20 protein-coding genes and 1 riboswitch are annotated in these 18901 nt (G+C 36.4%); of the genes, 1 reads left to right on the top strand and 19 read right to left on the bottom strand.

All coding sequences use genetic code 11. The features are described 5' to 3' along the window. Positions 1 to 103 precede the first annotated feature (103 nt). The 9 genes from metK to RV15_RS17035 form a co-directional block, all read right to left on the bottom strand. Entirely contained in the window at positions 104 to 1291 is a 1188-nt protein-coding gene (metK, locus tag RV15_RS17075) for a methionine adenosyltransferase (RefSeq protein ID WP_071879207.1), read from the bottom strand. Then, positions 1289 to 1429, bottom strand: a riboswitch (SMK box riboswitch). It overlaps the preceding gene by 3 nt. 148 nt (positions 1430 to 1577) lie before the next feature. Then, positions 1578 to 2276 (bottom strand): signal peptidase I, encoded by a 699-nt coding sequence (gene lepB / locus RV15_RS17070; protein ID WP_245791428.1) that lies wholly within the window; start codon positions 2274 to 2276, stop codon positions 1578 to 1580. A 12-nt stretch (positions 2277 to 2288) separates the two neighbouring features. Then, positions 2289 to 2951, bottom strand: a complete 663-nt coding sequence (locus RV15_RS17065; protein WP_071879206.1) for a hypothetical protein — start codon at positions 2949 to 2951, stop codon at positions 2289 to 2291. Positions 2952 to 3018: 67 nt separating this feature from the next. Then, complete coding sequence (locus tag RV15_RS17060) at positions 3019 to 4089, bottom strand: WxLIP family cell surface protein (RefSeq protein WP_071879205.1); 1071 nt, start codon at positions 4087 to 4089, stop codon at positions 3019 to 3021. A 116-nt stretch (positions 4090 to 4205) separates the two neighbouring features. Beyond that, positions 4206 to 4979, bottom strand: coding sequence for a WxL domain-containing protein (locus RV15_RS17055; protein WP_071879204.1), 774 nt, complete (start codon positions 4977 to 4979; stop codon positions 4206 to 4208). A gap of 46 nt (positions 4980 to 5025) precedes the next feature. After that, the gene (locus RV15_RS17050) at positions 5026 to 5835 is read right to left on the bottom strand and encodes a WxL domain-containing protein (protein WP_071879203.1); all 810 of its coding nucleotides are present in this window, start codon (positions 5833 to 5835) and stop codon (positions 5026 to 5028) included. After that, positions 5832 to 6182 (bottom strand): LPXTG cell wall anchor domain-containing protein, encoded by a 351-nt coding sequence (locus tag RV15_RS17045; protein WP_071879202.1) that lies wholly within the window; start codon positions 6180 to 6182, stop codon positions 5832 to 5834. The genes RV15_RS17050 and RV15_RS17045 overlap by 4 nt, the downstream gene beginning before the upstream one ends. A gap of 22 nt (positions 6183 to 6204) precedes the next feature. Beyond that, positions 6205 to 9549, bottom strand: coding sequence for an isopeptide-forming domain-containing fimbrial protein (locus RV15_RS17040; protein WP_071879201.1), 3345 nt, complete (start codon positions 9547 to 9549; stop codon positions 6205 to 6207). Between the two features lie 346 nt (positions 9550 to 9895). Beyond that, on the bottom strand, positions 9896 to 10585 hold the full coding sequence (locus RV15_RS17035; protein ID WP_071879200.1) for a winged helix-turn-helix domain-containing protein: 690 nt from the start codon (positions 10583 to 10585) through the stop codon (positions 9896 to 9898). Positions 10586 to 10941: 356 nt separating this feature from the next. Here RV15_RS17035 and RV15_RS17030 point away from each other — a divergent pair, with 356 nt between their 5' ends. Next, the gene (locus RV15_RS17030) at positions 10942 to 11259 is read left to right on the top strand and encodes a hypothetical protein (RefSeq protein ID WP_071879199.1); all 318 of its coding nucleotides are present in this window, start codon (positions 10942 to 10944) and stop codon (positions 11257 to 11259) included. Between the two features lie 234 nt (positions 11260 to 11493). Here RV15_RS17030 and RV15_RS17025 read toward each other — a convergent pair whose 3' ends face one another. From RV15_RS17025 to RV15_RS16980, 10 genes are all read right to left on the bottom strand, one after another. Then, positions 11494 to 11925, bottom strand: a complete 432-nt coding sequence (locus RV15_RS17025) for a hypothetical protein (protein ID WP_071879198.1) — start codon at positions 11923 to 11925, stop codon at positions 11494 to 11496. A gap of 380 nt (positions 11926 to 12305) precedes the next feature. Next, positions 12306 to 12749, bottom strand: a complete 444-nt coding sequence (locus RV15_RS17020) for a GNAT family N-acetyltransferase (protein WP_071879197.1) — start codon at positions 12747 to 12749, stop codon at positions 12306 to 12308. Between the two features lie 9 nt (positions 12750 to 12758). After that, positions 12759 to 13295, bottom strand: coding sequence for a GrpB family protein (locus RV15_RS17015; protein ID WP_071879196.1), 537 nt, complete (start codon positions 13293 to 13295; stop codon positions 12759 to 12761). A gap of 10 nt (positions 13296 to 13305) precedes the next feature. Beyond that, the gene (locus RV15_RS17010) at positions 13306 to 14004 is read right to left on the bottom strand and encodes a DUF1003 domain-containing protein (protein ID WP_071879195.1); all 699 of its coding nucleotides are present in this window, start codon (positions 14002 to 14004) and stop codon (positions 13306 to 13308) included. Between the two features lie 219 nt (positions 14005 to 14223). After that, positions 14224 to 15861 carry a peptide ABC transporter substrate-binding protein gene (locus RV15_RS17005; protein WP_071879194.1) on the bottom strand — a complete coding sequence of 546 codons (1638 nt, stop codon included), beginning with the start codon at positions 15859 to 15861 and terminating at the stop codon, positions 14224 to 14226. Positions 15862 to 15883: 22 nt separating this feature from the next. Beyond that, the gene (locus RV15_RS17000; protein WP_071879193.1) at positions 15884 to 16201 is read right to left on the bottom strand and encodes a cupin domain-containing protein; all 318 of its coding nucleotides are present in this window, start codon (positions 16199 to 16201) and stop codon (positions 15884 to 15886) included. A 159-nt stretch (positions 16202 to 16360) separates the two neighbouring features. Beyond that, positions 16361 to 16843: a nucleoside deaminase gene (locus RV15_RS16995; protein WP_071879192.1), complete on the bottom strand. Its 483-nt coding sequence runs from the start codon at positions 16841 to 16843 to the stop codon at positions 16361 to 16363. A 26-nt stretch (positions 16844 to 16869) separates the two neighbouring features. Next, entirely contained in the window at positions 16870 to 17631 is a 762-nt protein-coding gene (locus RV15_RS16990) for a tyrosine-protein phosphatase (RefSeq protein WP_071879191.1), read from the bottom strand. A gap of 132 nt (positions 17632 to 17763) precedes the next feature. Continuing rightward, a complete protein-coding gene (locus RV15_RS16985; protein WP_071879190.1) occupies positions 17764 to 18585 on the bottom strand; it encodes a histidine phosphatase family protein in 822 nt (273 codons plus the stop codon). Between the two features lie 16 nt (positions 18586 to 18601). Further along, positions 18602 to 18901: family 1 glycosylhydrolase (locus RV15_RS16980; protein ID WP_139243056.1), on the bottom strand; the 300-nt coding region annotated here is incomplete at its 5' end.

Raw genomic sequence — 18901 nt, 5'->3', positions numbered from 1 at the left:
CCTTTGGTCGCCTAGTACTGTTCATCATCCACTCTGGCGGAGCCAGTCGTGGTGATTCACAGCAAAACGGCGCCACTAATTTTCATTAGTAGCGCCGCCTCGTTTACTCCATCAAGCTTTTCTTGATTGCATCGACTTTGTCTGTCTGCTCCCAAGGTAGTTCAATGTCTGTACGACCAAAATGACCATATGCCGCTGTCTGTTTGTAGATTGGACGGCGTAAGTCAAGCATTTCAATTATTCCTGCTGGACGCAGGTCAAAGTTTTTACGAACCGCTTCAATCAATTTACTTTCGGCTACTTCACTCGTTCCAAAAGTATTGATCGAAATCGATACAGGTTGTGCTACACCAATTGCATAGGCTAACTGAACTTCAACTTTCTCAGCTAAACCTGCAGCAACAAGGTTTTTTGCAATATAGCGTGCTGCATAGCTTGCAGAGCGATCGACTTTCGTCGCATCTTTTCCAGAAAAGGCACCACCACCATGACGAGCGTAGCCACCATAGGTATCTACGATGATCTTACGTCCAGTCAAGCCTGCATCGCCTTGCGGTCCACCAATAACAAAGCGACCTGTCGGATTTATAAAATATTTAGTGTCTTCATCTAGTAATTCTGCTGGGATAACTTCATCAATAACGAGTTTTTTTACGTCTGCTTGAATCTGCTCCAGCGTAGCTTCTTCATCATGTTGTGTACTGATTACGACTGTATCTACACGTTGTGGTTTACCGTCTTCGTCATATTCTACTGTTACTTGTGATTTTGCGTCTGGACGTAGATAAGGAAGTTTGTCCTCTTTACGTAATTGCGCTAAACGACGAACGAGTTTATGACTTAAAGAAATCGGTAATGGCATTAATTCTGGGGTTTCATCAACCGCAAAACCAAACATCAAGCCTTGATCTCCAGCACCAATATCATCTTTGGTATCTTTCTCACCACGTGTTTCTAGTGCATCATCCACACCTTGTGCAATATCTGGTGATTGCTCATCAATTGCCACTAAAACAGCAACCGTGTCTCCATCAAAGCCATATTTAGCTCGAGTATAACCAATATCTTTCAGCGTTTGACGAACGACTTTTTGGATATCTACATAAGCTGTAGTCGTAATTTCTCCAAAAACTAAAACTAAGCCAGTTGTAACACTTGTTTCGCATGCCACACGGGCCAGTGGATCTTGTTCTAAAATCGCATCTAGTATTGCGTCACTCACTTGATCGGCAACTTTGTCTGGATGTCCTTCAGAAACGGATTCTGATGTAAATAAATGTCTCTCTGTCATAATGTATTCCCCCTAAGTTTATTCGGTTACAAGGCATCTTTGTACAAAATGTAGCACCACTCGCATCATATCAAAAAGAATATTTCATCGAAAAGCCTACTATTTTACAACAAATCCTTTCGGGAACTTGTAACGCTTACCAGTATAACAGATTTCCAAAGAAAAAACTTACTTTTTATTCTTTCTAAGTGAAACTCTTTTGTTTTTTCATTGATAAAAAAAGATTGACTTCTAAAATGAAAACACCTACGAATCTCTAAAATCGCGGTGTTTTTCAAATATTGCATTAAAATTTCTGTAATTTATGTAGCGGTAGTATTCTCATTTCGACAGTGCCGATGATCTCTTTTTCATCTACGAGCTGATAATAACGACTATCCGTTGCATAAGGTCGATTATCGCCTAAAACCAAATACTTCCCCTTAGGTATCGTAGATTTTCCCGTCAAAGTCTTTAATGTGAAATCTTCGGTAAACATCATACCATCTTTTTCAAATTGACTCTTGTAATCGGCAATAAAACGTTCCTCTTTTTCCTCTTCGTTAATAAACAACTGTCCATTTTTATAGTATACACTTTCTCCAGAACAAGCGATGATTCTTCGAATTGATTTATCTTTAGCGTTAGGTACTTTCATATAGACTAGGTCAAAACGCTTGATATCCTTTAGTTTATTGATAACAACTACATCTTTATCGTCCAATGTATCACTCATAGAATAGCCTTCAACTTTTGCCAAAGAAAAGGTAAACAGAGATAATAGATAGACCACCACAATGGTCACCAACAAAGTGAGTCCGATTTCCCCAAAAAGAAGAAGCATTTTTCTTCTTTTCTTATTCCGTTTCTTCTTACGCTTTTTTGACGGCATTTTAGGATTGGTGAGAACGTTTCTTTTAACTGTTTTTTTAGCGTTCGTTGTTGTTTGGGCGGTTTGTTTTTTTGGTTTTTGTTTCGTCCTATTTTTATGAGTTGCTTTTTTCATAAAATCACCAGGTTATTTTTTATTTACCAACGCTTTTTCATTGATTTTAAAGTAGCTGACAACTGCTGCTTGATTTTTCTTAACTGCCGCAACATCTGCTTCAAATTCATTTAAGAGCATCTCATCTTTGAAAAATCCATCTGTTTGAGAGGATAAGTTTATTCCTAACTCTTTCATTGACTTGTAATATTTATTCAACGTTTTTTGTCCTTGTTCAGTATTTCTGATCGTTGCTTTATAAATACCATAGCTCGAAAGCTGCCCTGCTAATAGTTTAATGTTTTTTCCTGCTTTGATGTCATTATCCGTTGTTTTTGCTGCTTGTAGCTCTTTTTCGATATTGCCTACTAGATAATAACCTTGAATGACAGCTTTAGAATCTTTTTGACTTAAATGCATGGCTTGATAATACAATGAATAGCTAGCGCTTAACATTGATAGTACAAATAGAAGACTTAGCACAATTCCAAACGTCCACTGCTTTTTGCTTTTTTTCGTTAGTTCTCTGATTTTTCGTTTTTTTTGTTTCTTTTTTTTCTTTTTGACTTTGGTTCTTTTTACCTTGTTTAAAGCTTTTTTAGTTTGAATCATCAGATAAAAGGAGGTCCCTGCAAATAATAATCCTACACTGGCTATGGACAAAGAAACAATAAAAAACCAATCTAATATAGTCATTTGTTTACCTCCTTCATTTAAAAGTATCGCTAGCTTTTTAAACTAGATAATTGTTCTTCATTCGTTATTATTTTTTAGGCTTCTTTTTTCTTGCTTGTTTTTTCTTGGCTTGTTTCTTTTTATTCACTGTTCTAATTACTAGGAAGATAATAACTGCTAATGCTAATACTCCTCCAACAATTCCTGCAATCAACTGCCAGTTAAACGTTTGAACGTCTTCTAAACCAGCGTCTTGATTATTAAATTTATCGGCTTCTTCATCTGTAACCTTGAATTTTTCGTTCCATTCCCATTTCTTATCACCAGAAGTCACTAAAATTTTAGCGCGATAGTCTCCTGGAACCATGCGATCGCCTTCCATACTGACTGGAAAATCAATCAAAGAATTAGGTGCCATTCTCATACCAGAACGTTTTGTTTCGTATAAAACTTCATCACTACTGTCTTTCATGATTTGAACTTGTGTGGTCATATTTTCTAGATAGGCAGGTTGCACATTAGAAAAATTCACAAAAAATGTATTTCTAAAGTTATTTAATTCTGCATAAACTTTATTTAATTCTAAATTTGGTTGAACTTCGTTGTCCGTTTCAGAAAGCAGCATCCCGATGACATAAGCGTATTTATTAATAACGCCCGTTTTCTTTGGTTTTGACGCTTCTTCTTTTTCAATTTTTTGCAGTTGGATTCCGCCTGAAATCACTCCATCGAAGGAGGCTTCCGGCATCGTAAGTTCTATGTCGACATCTTTTTCACCATTGGCTGGCAATTTAACCGTTTCAGGAGCTTTAACAATACTTTCAAAATCATATTTTAATGAATTGTCTTTTTTGATTGTTGTCGGACCATACTCAATAACTCCGTTGGCGTTTGTCTTAGCACCATTTAATCTCACTGAAATTTCGACTTCTTCTGAAGCCAAGTTTTTAAGTTTGATTTTCACAGTTTGCTTTTGCCCAGGTGTCATCTTTAAGTCAAAGTAACCTGTATCTTGACTCTTCTGATTATCAGGTTTAATTGTTTCATATGTAAATCCAGTTGCGTTACCGCCGCTGTTTGCTTCTGCATATGTCTTGATTGGCATAAGCATTGTTACAATAAATGTCGCTACTAAAAATAATAGATGCTTTTTCTTCATCGCTATCCCTCTCTTTAAAAAGGCTGAGACAGAAATAATCATTTCTGTCTCGCCATTTATTTGAACATGACTACTTAAAGTATGCGATATAATTCAACCTACTTATTCAGTTTAAATTATAATACTTCAGCGATTGTCCAAGTGATTTCAGCTGTATATTCGTCAGCTAGTAAAACGTTTGTGTTTGGTACAGTTAATTTAACAGATTCTGCAGTTGTATCAGCAGTTCCATCACCATATTGACCAAATTCAATTGTGTATGTTCCGATTCCTTTAGATGCTTCTTTATTATCTAAAACTACTACTGAAGCACCAGCGCCTGTTCCAGCTGCATCTGCTGCTAATTGGAATCCGGCAACAGTTGTTGCAGGCCATTGTGCTGCTGGATCAGCAGATGTGATAGCTGCATTTGAGTAATCGATTGTAGCTGATTTCAAGAATGTTCCAGCATTAGCGTTGGCTTCGAATTGTTTTGATAATTGTGCACTTACTTGATATTTATGGTTTGCAACACCACGTACATCTGTAAATTGTACGAAGTTCCCACGAGTAACATCACCATCAGCAGTTGTTACTGGGATTGCAGCTGCAAAGTATTCTGGGTTAGAAGCGAAAGCTTTTACTTTATCTTCACCAAAGTTTAATTCAGTTACAGCGTCGATACTGAATGAACCACGATCTGGGTTAACGATGATTGGCTCTTTAGGATCTACAACTGGTTTGTCTGGATCTTCTGGATCAACAACATCTTTAGGATCGTTGTCTTCAGTAAATTTGATTTTACCATTAGTTGGTAAAGATTTTGCTTCAGCGTTAGCTACAGCTGGTGTTGCTAGGCTTACTCCTAATAAAGTTAATAATGCTACTGAACATAATGTTTTTGTTTTCATGTGTGTTTCCTCCTAGTTTGTGTGTGTTTTTATGTGTTGTTTCTATTTATGGCAACTCGGCTAATATCCAAGTTAACACCGTAGTATAAGGTACCGGATCAACGATCGTTGTGCCCGGAATCGATAATGAAACAGCTTTATTCAAATAGACAGGTTTATTATCAAATATTGGATCTAAAACTGCTTGACCAGTATGATCTAGTCTTGGTTCCAGTGTATTCCTTTGGTTGTTCTGATTTTCTTCAGATGCACCAAAGGAAATCATCCAGGTTCCTGCACCTTGACCAGCATTTGCTTGTGCTAAATTATACGAAGCACCCACATTGTCTATGTTAATGATCTCTTTTGAGAGTTGGGGCGCGCCGCTAGAGTCTCGAGTAGAACTTACCCAGGATTTATCTAGTGATAACATTGCCCCGTTGATTTCGCTGTGTTCCGTATCTTTGTTGGTAAACTGCATTTCTTGACGTAATTGTAACGTCCATCCCGTCGGCTTTTGTCTCAAGTCAGTGACTTGAACAAAGTTTCCTCTGGGTTTTGTTGCACCAAAGAAATTTTGGGCGTTTCCATAGTATGTCTCATCTTTATCGGAAATTTTATTCTGATAAAAATCTAGTTTTGGAACAAAATCGATTCTCAGATCTCCCTTAAGTTGAGGTGTTTCTCCTGGATCAACAATCTCACCGGGTTTTTCCGGATCGACAATCTCTTGCGGATATTCACCTGAAAATTTGATTTTGCCAGGTCCGCTCATTGATTCTGTTTCTGCAAATGCAGTATTACTGGTAAGCGCTGATAAAGAAATTACAGCAATTGGCATAACGAGAAATTTAATTATTTTTTTCAATCTTCTCATGTGTTATCCCGCCCTTCATTCTCTTTCTTGCGTTTCCAGAAAAACAGAAGTAATCCGATAATGACCAAGGCTACTCCGGTAAATACAAGACTTGTTTTTACCATTTCACCAGTGCTCGGATAACGTCCAACAGGTTTAGAAACTTGGGCTGAGCTAGTTGACGTGCTGCTTGATGGTTGTGTGCTTGTTGACGGCTCTGTTGAAGAACTATCTTCATAAAAACGAATCACACCATCCGTTTGCACTTCTCCTCCATTGCTATTAGCCGTAGCAGTCAAAGGATAGCTGATTGCTAACGTTAATAGCAAAGTAAAGGAGAAGATTAAAAAATTGATTTTTTTTCTCATAGATCAAGAATCTCCTTTACTTTTATGGAGCATCGCCCAATTCCCAGAGAATTTCTCCTTGGTAAGAACCAAGTGCTTTCACATCTTGAGCAGAAACTTCAAATTTGAATCCGTCACCAGACTCAGACCATGTATCACTAATGTTATAGGTAGCGCCTTCGATCGCTCCGCCGGTAACAGCAGTCTGTACCATAATATCTTGCGCACCGCCATTTAACGTGATTTCACGGTTTTTGTAAACATACTTGACTGCTCCATCCAGTGTATACACAGGAGCATCTGGCGTCGTACTTGTCATCGGTGTCGTCATTTTAGCAGTCAATGACCAGCCTTTTTTATTTGCTCGGCTATCTTTAACAACAAGATCAGCACCATGATGTTCAGCAGCATTCACACGGGTTTTCTTCCCTTGATATTTCACACTGCCAAAATCAATTTCCGTTGGCGCAGACGCTAGTTCTAAGACACCAAAGACTGTGCCGCCAGGATTATCTACAGCAAGTGATTTGGCTGAATAGGTTTCATGTTTGGCATCTGGATCATTTGGACCTTCGACAAATGGGGTTTCTCTTGGAGAATCACCAATTGCTTCTGCTTCGTTCGTAATGATCGTTCCGACAGCTTTGGCTGCAACTGTTGCTTTAAATGTTACCTTAGCTGTTGCGCCTGTTGCTAAATTTCCAACATTAACTGTTAATACGCGAGAATCAGAATCATACGTATAATCAGCTGGACTTACGGCTGTTACATCATTAATTTTGATATCTGCTGTTGCTGGATCAAAGTCTAAACCCGCAGGAAGAGTATCCGTAATCACAACTTTTGCCCAATTTGTAGTCAATGTTGCTGCTTTATTATTCTTAGCAGTTAACGTATACGTCAACACGTCCCCAACTTGGGTTGTTTGTCCGCCAGAAGAAACAACTGTTTTTTCCATAAGTGGTTTATCTGGTAATGCATCTTCGACTGTATACTTTGTTGCCGCCTTAAACGTGGCATCGCGGTATTTCAATTCAGTAGCCGGGTTGATATTTCCAGTATCACTATTGGTCGATGGCGCTGCTGGATCTAAAACTTCTGTGATTTTACCAGCATTGTCTTCTAGGAAGATTTGGACGGTTTCACCAGTATTTAAGTAACGAGGTAAGTTATAGGTCCAAGTACCATCTTCATTAACTGCTCCGACTGCTGATTGACGTGTCCCGTTGATATCAACATAGATTTTAGCTTTTGGTTCAGCATCTTTACCGATTAATTGTTTGATTGCATTTGTCACTTTATCCCCTGTAACAACTGCTGGTTCAGGCGGTGTGACGTCAATTACTGTTGTAGGTGTCTTTTCCCCAGTTCTATAAGGAGTCAGGACATTATTAACAAAAGATGCACGATATGGTGTGCCAAACATATTTTGCTCGGCAAGTTGAAATCCTGGTATCGTATGATCTGCCTTTTTCCAATGTACATAGTTATCATCGGTACTAATTCCGGTAAAAGTGTTGCCTAAAGTATCTGTAAAGTCGACATAGGCTTTACGAATACTATCTGCATAAACTGGCTTTGTTTTTGCATTACCATCCTCATCAAACGGATCACTACCACCAACTGCTGTATATCCTATTAAAATACGTGTTCGTTGGTCGAAATCCGCATCAGTTACTGGCGTCCAAGTTAGTTCAGGTATACTATTCATTCCTGAGATACGTTTATAATTTGGACGAAGATATTGACTTTGAAGAGCCGGATCGGAGCTTGTCACTCCTCCATTTGCAGAAGCATTTGTGACAGTGAAGTCTGTTACATTCGAATAGTCATAGGTTGGAGCACCATCGATACCCGCTTGATTATTCCAAATAGATATATCAGAATTTTTTATAGTGAAACTGTTGGTTCCTCTATTCGACGTTGTATCACCCAAAAAGGCATTGGTTGTCGTTGTACTATTATACGAATTACGAATGTCAAATGACTCTGGACTATCAAATATGAATTGATTTCCTCCATTTGTTGAGTTATACGCAACTACTCCACCATTATTATTCCCAACAATGAACACATTTGATTTAGGCTTAAATTCATATTTAGTGTTTTTAGGATTCGCTTGTGAACCAGTATTCGTAGCATTTACTGCACCAGATTGAACAGTAGCTCGACTACCTGCACGAGAAAGTAAATTGACTGTCGAACCTTCTTCTGCTATAAAGCTTGCATTGTCTACATTAAAATAGGCAGCTGATCCTGGCATGTTTGCATTATAAGTTGCATTTTTCCCGACTCTTAGCTCATCAAAAAAGTTATACACAGCTGGGTAATTGGTGCCATTGGCTGTGTAATTTAAATACACAAAACTGCCTTCTCCAATATCAAACTTCCTTGTCCCAGTTGAATCAGTGTCTCCATTTTTACCAGTATTATCCATGAACCAAACAACTGAATAATCATACTCAGCGTTTGTGCCTTTATAAAAGGTACTAGGCTCAAATGTCATTCCACCAGTATAGAAATTTTCAGCACCTGTTACGATGACATTGTAACCATACATGCTAATCTCAGCACGAGGAGCACTGATCAAACGGCCACCCACACGTTGGTTATCACTTTTTTTACTAGTGTCATAAGGAGTGTAAATATTTCCAATTCTGTAACGCCATAATCTTCTATTTGAACCAGTTGAACCACCAGTTCCCCATTGTCCTTTACCATTAACAAATGACCACGCAGTTCCAAGATTCCCCTCTAACGCTCCATACCCAGTGTTATTCGCAATTTGAATATCATGCATGTGAAATACTGGTACATCAGAAAACGCTTTGCCAAAACTTGCTAAAGAACTTAAATCATCGGCATTGATTGAACCATTTCGCATCTCAAGGAGATGCCCCTGACCATCTATTTCAATTGATTCTGCTCTAGAAATAGCAATCGCAGTGGCATAATAAATATCTGCATCAAGTATAATCTTTGAGACTTTATTATTCTCAAAAGCTGATCTAAATTCAGCCCAAGTTGCTACATGGACCGCATTGGTATCAGGTCGGAAATTATATTGAGTATTCCATGCTTGATTTTGCTGAGCATTCAAATCAGCATATTGTGTTTGATACTGCTCATTTGTCATGCTTCCTGTGATTTTATTCTCAATTTTGGTCTGAGCTGGTTGGTAATTAGTTCCATCCATATAAGCTTCCATTTGGGGAATAGTGATTGTTTCTTGATTATGCAGGTCCTCTTCGGTTTTTAGATCAACATTTTCTATCAAAGGTTCCTCAGCTGCTTCAATTTTGTTAGAGTTATTAAATAAAATAACCGCTAAAATACTGAACAGAAAAATAACTAGTCCAATAAAATAAGACTTTTTTCCGATTTTCATTTCTTCTCAACTCCTCCCCTAACATTTTTTGTCCGTCTGTCTTAAAAGAACGCACAATCTATTTCTATTTTTCTTGCCAATTGTTTGATTTTTTGATACATTCACAATGCAGGGGAAAATTAGCGCTCAACTTTTGTTTATCCGTCCATTGAGAATGGCTGTTCTCTATTTAGGACGTTAACAAATGAGCACTGATTTTCTCTATTTTGTTTATGCTTCAACAATTAGTAAAAAAAAGAGAAAACCTATTCACTTTCTTTTTGTCACCGTCATTGTATTTTCTTTCAAAAACAACCGCCATGACATCTGTGTTTCAATAAGTACATCATTTTTATAAAAAATAAGTTTATACAGTTAATTTATAGCCTTTTGAACGAACAGTTTTAATGTATTTAGGATGTGCCGCATCTTTTTCAATTTTCTGCCTTAAATGAAAAATCAGGTTTGACACGCGGTATTGCTTATCACTCCCTTCATTTTTCCAGACATTTTTGTAAATTTCTTCGTAAGAAACAGCGACTCCTTTTTGTGTTTGTAAAAATTCAATTGTTTTAAATTCCAATTTTGTTAGGTTGATTTCTTCTCCATCCAATAAAACACTAAAATTAGCTGGTCGTAGTTGAAGATCGAAAAACGCAGTTTTTTTATTAGGCTGTTCTTCTGTTTTAGAACAGAGCTGCGAGTATCGATTGAATGCATTGAGCATTATGAGCTTCCATTCTTCTGAATCAGATTCGTTATCGAAGATGCCATCTACGCCAAGCTGTAAATAAACGATGTGATTCATTTTATTAGTTCGCTCTGAAATCACCCAAATGAACGTATCGCATTTTTTCTTTAATAGAATGATTAGTTCACAAATTACACCGATATTTTGAGAATCACGTTCTTTAATGATGACACCATCATAGGTTTCCATTGCTTCAGCAATTTTTTCTTTACTGATTGGCTGCACATGTAACTGACTACTTTTTAGTAAATTTATCGATTCCTGTTCATTTATGTTGTCAAGCAAGGTAAATCCTATGTTGTACATCTAGTGTTCCCCTTTATCATTTTGTTAGTAGGCATCCATCTATCTAATATATCGATTTTATATCATTATATTTAGAAAAAAATATTAATAAGATAAAAATAAGATATATTTCTAAACTAAAATTAGTTTAATCTATTTAATTTGGTTAGTCTACAATAAATCGATCATTTATTTATCATATTTTTGATAAATAACATAAATATTTGAGAATTATGTGAATATAATATCGTTTATTATTAAAATTCATAGTATTTGTTTTGAATATAACTTGAAGCAATTGACGATTTATAACACTTCCTTAATCGTTTTCGGCTATCTTTAAACATGTGTTACACTATTTACAAAGGAGCAAGAATATGAATAGAAAAAAGCAGCTTGATAAGCTGACCACTGTTTTTAACGAAGACAAAAGGTTTATTAAAGACGGTTATTATAGAATACGGACAATCGATGAAGGGACAATTGAGTTAGCTTATTTAATCGCTGGTCCCTGCGGTGAGAGCCTCCCGCATCCTCAAATCACTGTCGCTCTAGACGACACACAAGCAACTGGCATTAAACTAATTGATATGGTTTCTTCTCCCCCACTTTTTTTATCTAGAGATGACGTCAACGCGGTTGAAATTGATTGTGCCTTGGATATGCTAATCGAAAAATTTTTGCAGAGACTATAAAAAAAGCCCGCAACAAAACGATTTGGACCGTTTTGTTGCGGGCTCTAAAGTTGAGTAAATGTTGATAAAAGCCACTCTTAGCTAGTTTAAAGAGTGAAAGACTTTTATCCGTTTTGAAAGTTCAATCTAAATAAATAAAAATCTGATATACATATCTCTAATACAAATTATTCCAACAAACTAAATTACTTTTTCAAAAACAAATTATAGCATTTTCATTGTAAATATCTAAGCTTACATTTTATGTACACTATGTGCACTTTGAATGCCTCCACATGCTTCCTTGCAGGCTTGATTGATCAATCTAAACGAACTCTCGGCACGATTCAATCCGCGTTTGTACTTGATTTCATCAATTACTTCGCATTTATCATTTAATCCTTCCAGCCAGAAGTAGATTCCTTCTTTATAAGCATCTAGACCTTCCAACAAGATCTTTGTTGCTTCTTTTTCGCCATAGAAGACTAAGTTTTTTCTGAAACTCGCTTCTTCTACAAAGAACCGATTAACATTCGTCCGACAAAATACATACGTATCTTTCCCTCTTCGGTTAATCGCTTGGCTGCAGCTGTTCTCTTGTACTTCCTTAGAAATGGCATTAAAAATCTCATTGTAGACTTCAACTCGCTGCATTACTGACAAAATCATATCTGTATAACTAAACATAATGCTCTCTCCTCCCATAACTAAGCAGCTAAAACAGCTGACTTGTACTTATTATAGTATCTCTCAATCTCTTATATCAAGTAATATGCTATTAAAATAAATTTTTTTGTCATTTTTTTCATCCCTATATTTATTTTTTTTAGACTTTAAAACAAAAAAAAACCCCATCCTACAGTGTTTCCAAAGGATTAGAGCATTTTTATTATTTTTAAAAAAAATATTTTTTGGTTTTTTTATTGAGTATCTCGCTTTTTGATTTTTCTAAAATAATTACGTTTTAGACTACTCACCGTAGCTATATTTGTAATGACTACAATAAAATTATACACATTATTCTACATAAGCTAAACAATAATGCTCATTAACGTCTGTCGAGATTCTTAGTTTAGATTATCTGCTCTTATTTGCAAGTGTAAAATTGGATAGGGTCTCCTTGCATCATCAACTTCGCTGCGTTCATATGCTTCGAAACCCAACGCTTGATAAAAGTGCCTCGCAGACAGGTTTTGTTCATTAACATCTACTAATTGTATGCCATTTTCTTCAAGTAAAGTTCTGACTATCTGCTTACCATAACCTTGACCAATATATCTTGGGTCTAAAAAAAGCATTTCTAATTTATTCCCAGCTACACCAGAAAATCCAATTAGCTTTTCTTGATCCGTCCACACTTTTACATCTAGGTGAGGAAAATAGGTTGGTAATTCCTTTTTGATTGTTATAAGATCTTCTCTTCTTAAAAACTCATGTGTTTGTTCAACTGATCTCTCCCAGATTTCTACAAGTGTGTTAAATTCATTTTCAGTTACTTGATGATAATTCATGTTATTCTCCTAATTTTTTTCTTCAGATGCCGTTCTATTATACCAAATCTTTGCTTTTTGATCGATCTCTTTAATAAAAGCATCTTTTCCAGCAACATATGATTCAATATCATATGGAAACTTTTCAGCCAAGTTGATTTTTAATTGACTATAAGCTTCGGTTTGTTCAGGATGATGATTCATGAAATCTCTAAATACCAAATGACGTTTGATTTCTGTGTTGCCTTCTTGAAACACATGGAGGTGATGACTTCTATTATCTCCACCTTTGGTAAAAAAGCGGCGCTCGGAAATACCATTTTCGCCTAGACAGGTATAACCGATTTTTTCAAAAGCTAAATTGTAACTATCGATTTCTTGAATTGCTTTTACAACCATTAAAATATCGATCACAGGCTTTGCACTACTATTTTTGATTGCTGTGCTGCCGATATGTTCGATGCTTACTATTTGTTGAGTTAGTATAGTTTCTAACAGGCTTTTTTCTTGTTCAAAGCACTTTGACCACTTGTCTTGTGGAGCTATGACTTCTATTTTTCTAGGCACTGTTGTCTCCTCATTCCTTTCTATTCAATTCATTGATTTGTTCTTGCAATTCGCCTAACAACTCGATTTGCATATGTTGCATTTGGACTAAATGCTGCCATTGACTGTTAATTAGATAATCCATTTTTTCATGCAGCAAATTGACTTCTATTTCAGCTTTTAAATTTACTTTATAATCATTATTTGCCTGTTCGCGGTCTCTGGATTCTTGACGATTTTGACTCATCATAATGACCGGTGCCTGAATGGCGGCCAAGCACGATAATGCCAGATTTAACAAAATAAATGGGTAGCTGTCGAAGGGCTTTCCGAACAGCTGCGTTGAATTGACAACGATCCAAATAACCAAGACCGTAATAAACAAGAAAATAAACGGCCAGCTTCCACCAAATTTCGCGATTTTATCAGCAGTCTTCTGTCCTAAAGTTAAATTTTTTTCCACAGTTGTATTTAGATTATTCGAGATAGTTTCATTATTTTTGATATTTTGAACAATATTCTCATTTAATTTTTCCATTGTTTGTGAATCACTTTTGATCATTGTTTTTATATAATCTAAACGATAATTTAAAAGTTCAGGAAAAAGAATGATTGAATTTCCGGTTAAATTAGGATGTTGCTTTAAGATAAACTGCTGAATTTCTTCTTCGATATTTTTTAAGAGTATTTCGTTATTGTTGTGTTGTTTGTTATGTGCTGGCTTAGACATTGGCTTCACTCCTAATTTATTTTGCTATCCAGACGTTTTTGCCTAGAATCATTTGCTTTTGATACTCCTATCATACAACGATACCATGATTTCAGATATTAATATGACTAAAAAAGTGGACAAAACTATGCGTTCGTTTTGTCCACTCGTTTTGATTTCATCATTTTTTTAGTAGCAAAATAAATTTTTAGAGCTAAACACGTTCGTCTTAGTTTTTAGCTATTCAGCTTCCTTATAGACATCTTTTAACGTTAAAGGCGCTGCAAACGTGTGATAGCTCAGCCCTTTGACTTGTTGATTTTGTAAAACAGATTGTTGATTTTGACTAATGATGATCATACCAGCTGTCGTTTCAATTCCTTCTTTTTCAGCAGCAATCAATGTCTCCCAGCGTTTTTCTAGATTCGTCGCATATTTCTGCGAAGCATCATCTAATAATCCATCATAAGTAGCATTTGAATAATTACGATCATTGCCTGTCCGCAACATACTTAGCGTTGAGATTGGATCTTGATAATCTGGTGTCCAATAAATCAAGAACATATCATAGTCACTCTCACGACTAAGATTTAACGCTGTCTCAGTTGGCAAGGCAGAAACATTGACAGTCAGACCAGAGAATAATTTTTCTAGACTTCCTTGAAGGCTTTCGCCCATTTTTTTATACGAGCCATCATCTGTCACCATTAAATCCAGTGTGATGTTATCGCCTAATTCTTTTTTAGCTAACTCCCAATATTTTAATGCCTCATCTTTATTATAGGTCATTAAATCCCCAGCTTCTTCTCTGAAATCTACTCCAGTTTCAGGGTTGCTTACAAAGCCTTTTGTTATTGCACCGTACAATGGTTTGGAGCCATCTGCAATAATATTATTCACTAGATTTTCTTTATCGATCCCTAGTGCCAAAGCCTTTCTTAGGTTTTCATTTTTTAAAGGAGTATCTTTCCCTTGTCGTTTTTGATTTAAGCGAATGTAATTCATTGTTGCAGTTGGGTAAGAATGATAATCTGGATTACTTTGATTTTGTTTTGCTAGTTCTCCAGTGATGGTCGCTACATCCAGCTGCCCATCTTCGAAAAGATTCAAGGCGGTCGATGCTTCTTTAACTACCTCATAATGGATTGTATCTGATTTTACATTTGAACGATCCCAATACTTTTCATTTTTCTTTAGATCCCAGCTTAAATCGGTTTGCTTCCAATTTTCTACAGTAAAGGGACCATTGTAAACAACGTTCTCACTTGTTGTTCCATAGTCTGCACCAAGCTTTTCAACAAACTTTTGGTTTTGTGGAAAAAAAGTTGGAAAAGCTAAAACAGACGTGAAATATGGTTTTGCCTCTTTCAATTTTATTTCCAAGGTTTGATCGTCCAGCGATTTTACTCCAAGTTCATCTACCGCTTTTTTCCCAGCTGAAATTTCTTCAGCATTTAGGATCGTATCTACTACTAAAAAGCTATAAACAAAACCATTTTTAGGATCGATCATCTTTTTCCAAGCATATTCAAAATCTGCTGCGGTGACTGGATCGTCATTAGTCCACTTAGCATCATCTCGTAGCTTGATCGTATAGGTCTTCCCATCTTCAGAAATTGTGGGCATTTCTTTAGCGGCCGCTGGAATCAGTTGATCTTTGTCATCTAATGCGTATAGTCCTTCAAAAGCAGCTGTTTGGACGATTGCATCTGGAAAATCCAACATAACGGACGTATCCAACGTTGTTAACTCTGAAGGTGACATTAAATTTATTGGCTTATTCTTTTGTGTTTGTTTTGCTTCTTGACCGCCAGAACATCCCGATAGAATCGTCATCAGCATAACTAAGCCGAAGACTGATTTAAGTGTTTTTTTCATACTTTTCTCCCCTAAACTTGTTTTATGTGCGTTCCACTAAGAGCCAAACAACAACTGCATCTTCAGCGCCATCATTATAATTAATATGACCTTCTCCTGCTTCGATCAGCTGTGCATCACCAGGTTTTCCTACCAAATCTTGTCCATCTTCTAAAATCGTATGGGCTTTTCCCGAAACAACATACGAATATTCATCTTGATCATGTCTTGCAAAGCCTTCCAATGGTCTCTTTTCTCCTGGCTTTAAAATAATCACTCCCATTTGCACATTTTTATTTGGTTGATTCTCTGCATCGAAAAAAATCGTCATTTCCTGCGGTAGTGATGGTTTAATAATCATTATTCGTCTCGCCCCTTTTATTTTTTAGTAAGTGATTTTATCTATTATTGCCTTAACCTCCACAGATGTCAATAACCTTTCGGAAAATTCTGACATTTTATTTTATCCTAAATAAAAAAGTAGAAATGATCCAACCAACTGAATGATTTCTACTTTTTATTAATCCCAATAACCTTGATGAACAAGAGCTGCTGCCTGTTCCACTTCAGGAAATGGACCGATGATTTGAATATCTTTTTGACCATGACTCACTATTTCTTTTGAGGGTAGATCAAAGGTTGGGTTTTGTTCATTATCACCGGTGAGTTCCAACAAACGCTTTTCCGTCATTGCATAAACGATTGTTCCAATATTACCCCAATAAATCGCACCCGTACACATCGCACAGGGTTCAGCAGTGGTGTATAGCAAGCACTCCCATAAAAATTCTTTGCTATACTGTTGCGAGGCTTGTGCTGCCAAGGTTGTCTCAGCATGCCCTGTACAGATATTTTCTGTGATCTCGATATTTTCTTGCTCTAAAAGAATTGTTCCTTCTTTATCAGCTAGTAGAGCGCCAAAAGGTGTATTCCCATGCTCACGGGCATTGCGGGAAATTTCGACGCACCGATTCAATAATTCGATATGCTGTTGTCTCTTCATAAGTCCCTCTTGTCTTTTCTTTTCATCTAATCTAATACAAAACGATGATTTAACGCTTCTTTTGTTCCCTTATCAATACCGATCGCTCGTTTTAAGTAAGTAGCAATATCACCATATTGCTTTTCAACTGTTTGATAAAAATTATCTAAATAGCTGTTGTCTACATTTAAAGCAACATGTAACGCTTCTAAATTTGTTTCTTCCAGCTGAGCTTTTTTGGCTTGTTCCAAAATCATCGCATTTTCTTGTTTTCTCAAATCATTTGTTAATAAATAATCTGCATAAATTGCTTCTCTTGGTACATCTAAAGTCTCCAACACCAATAAGGCTGCAATTCCTGTACGATCTTTCCCTGCAAAACAATGGAATAAAATACTTTCTGGCTTTTGCAATGCTAAAATTTCTTCAAAAAACTTGTTGTACCCCTTTTGAGATGTCGTGTTTAAAGCAATGTCAGCATAGAGTTTTTCCATATACGCAGCTGATTTCTCTGGAGAACCAATTTTAACAAAGTCTTCGATCGATGCACCTTCATCTTGGATATCTTCCAAAATATCAATATGGATATATTCTGCTTTGGGAACAGTCAGATCTGGTCTTTCTTCTACTTCAGCTTCACTTCTTAAATCAATGATTTTACCTAATTGGTAAATTGTTTCCAGGCGTTTTTCATCCTCTTTGGTTAAATTAGATAATTCACCTGATCTTAAGAAAACATTCTTTTTGATTTGTTTTCCAGCTTTATTTTTGATACCGCCGATATCACGAAAATTTGTAATAGTTACCATAATAGTTAGCCCTTTTCCTTCTTTTTGTTATTATTATACACAAAATTCGATCAAAAGTGTTTCTTTGATCGAATTTTATATGAATGAAGCTGAGTTTTAATATTCATTTACTATTGTTAGTTACATCTTTTTCTACTTTTTTTGCCCTGCTTCAACATAACTTAGATCATTGACTTTATCTAACGTGTATTTTCCATCTTTATATTTTACTGTACAAACACTCGCGTTTTTTAAACCGCCTTCTGGAATTTTGTAATCATCGAATAACGTCGCCAGTAGAGCAGAAATACTTAACCCATGTGAAGCGATCAAGACATTACCCGATCCTTCATTTTTCATTTCTTTTTCAACAATATCATCTAGACCTGCTTTAAGTCGAGTAGTGATTGTTTTGTAATCTTCCGCTGGCCAGTTGATTTTAGCTTCTTCTACATTTTTAGCATCTAGTTTGGCTACACTATTAGCAAATGATTCTGGCGTCATATTTTTCAAAAATTCTTCTAGGGTGATTCCTTGATCATCCGCAATATCTTGCCACATGGTGTGATTTAAATCACCTTCATAAGTCCCAAAGTTAAATTCTCTCAAGCGCTCATCTGTAATCACTTTTAAGTCAGAAGATTTTGCGCTTTCTTTTACGATTAAATTGGCAGTTTGAATGGCACGACCACTATCACTGCTGTATGCATTTTGAAAATCAATATCTTTTAAACCAACACCAGCGGCTGTTACGACTTCTTCGCCAGCTTTCGTTAAGACTGCATCTGACCAACCTTGAACACGATCTGTTGTATTTAGCATTGTTTTACCATGTCGAACGATATACAGAGTTAATTCTTCTGGTGTTTTTTTAGCTGCTGATGCCTCATCGCTCTTCGCATTACCATTACCACACCCTGCAACTACTAACAAACCTAACATTAAAACCCCTAACAGTTTTCCAAAATTTTTCATCTGATTTCCTCCTTTTTTATGCGTTCGTCAAATCTTCCCCATTTGTCGCAATAACTTTTTTATACCAGTCAAATGATTTTTTCTTCGAACGTTTTAATGTTCCATTGCCATCATTATCACGATCAACGTAGATAAAGCCGTAACGTTTTTTCATTTCACCTGTTCCTGCTGAAACAAGATCGATACAGCCCCATGTTGTATAGCCTAGTAAATCTACGCCATCAAGCTCTACCGCATCTTTCATCGCTTGGATATGCGCTGCTAGGTATTCAATACGGTAATCATCGATCACATTGCCGTTTTCGTCTGGTGTATC

The organism is Enterococcus silesiacus (assembly GCF_001886225.1).
Taxonomy (GTDB): Bacteria; Bacillota; Bacilli; order Lactobacillales; family Enterococcaceae; genus Enterococcus_L; species Enterococcus_L silesiacus.
The sequence above is the reverse complement of the archived record's forward strand: the minus strand, read 5'-3'. Positions and strand labels throughout refer to the sequence as shown.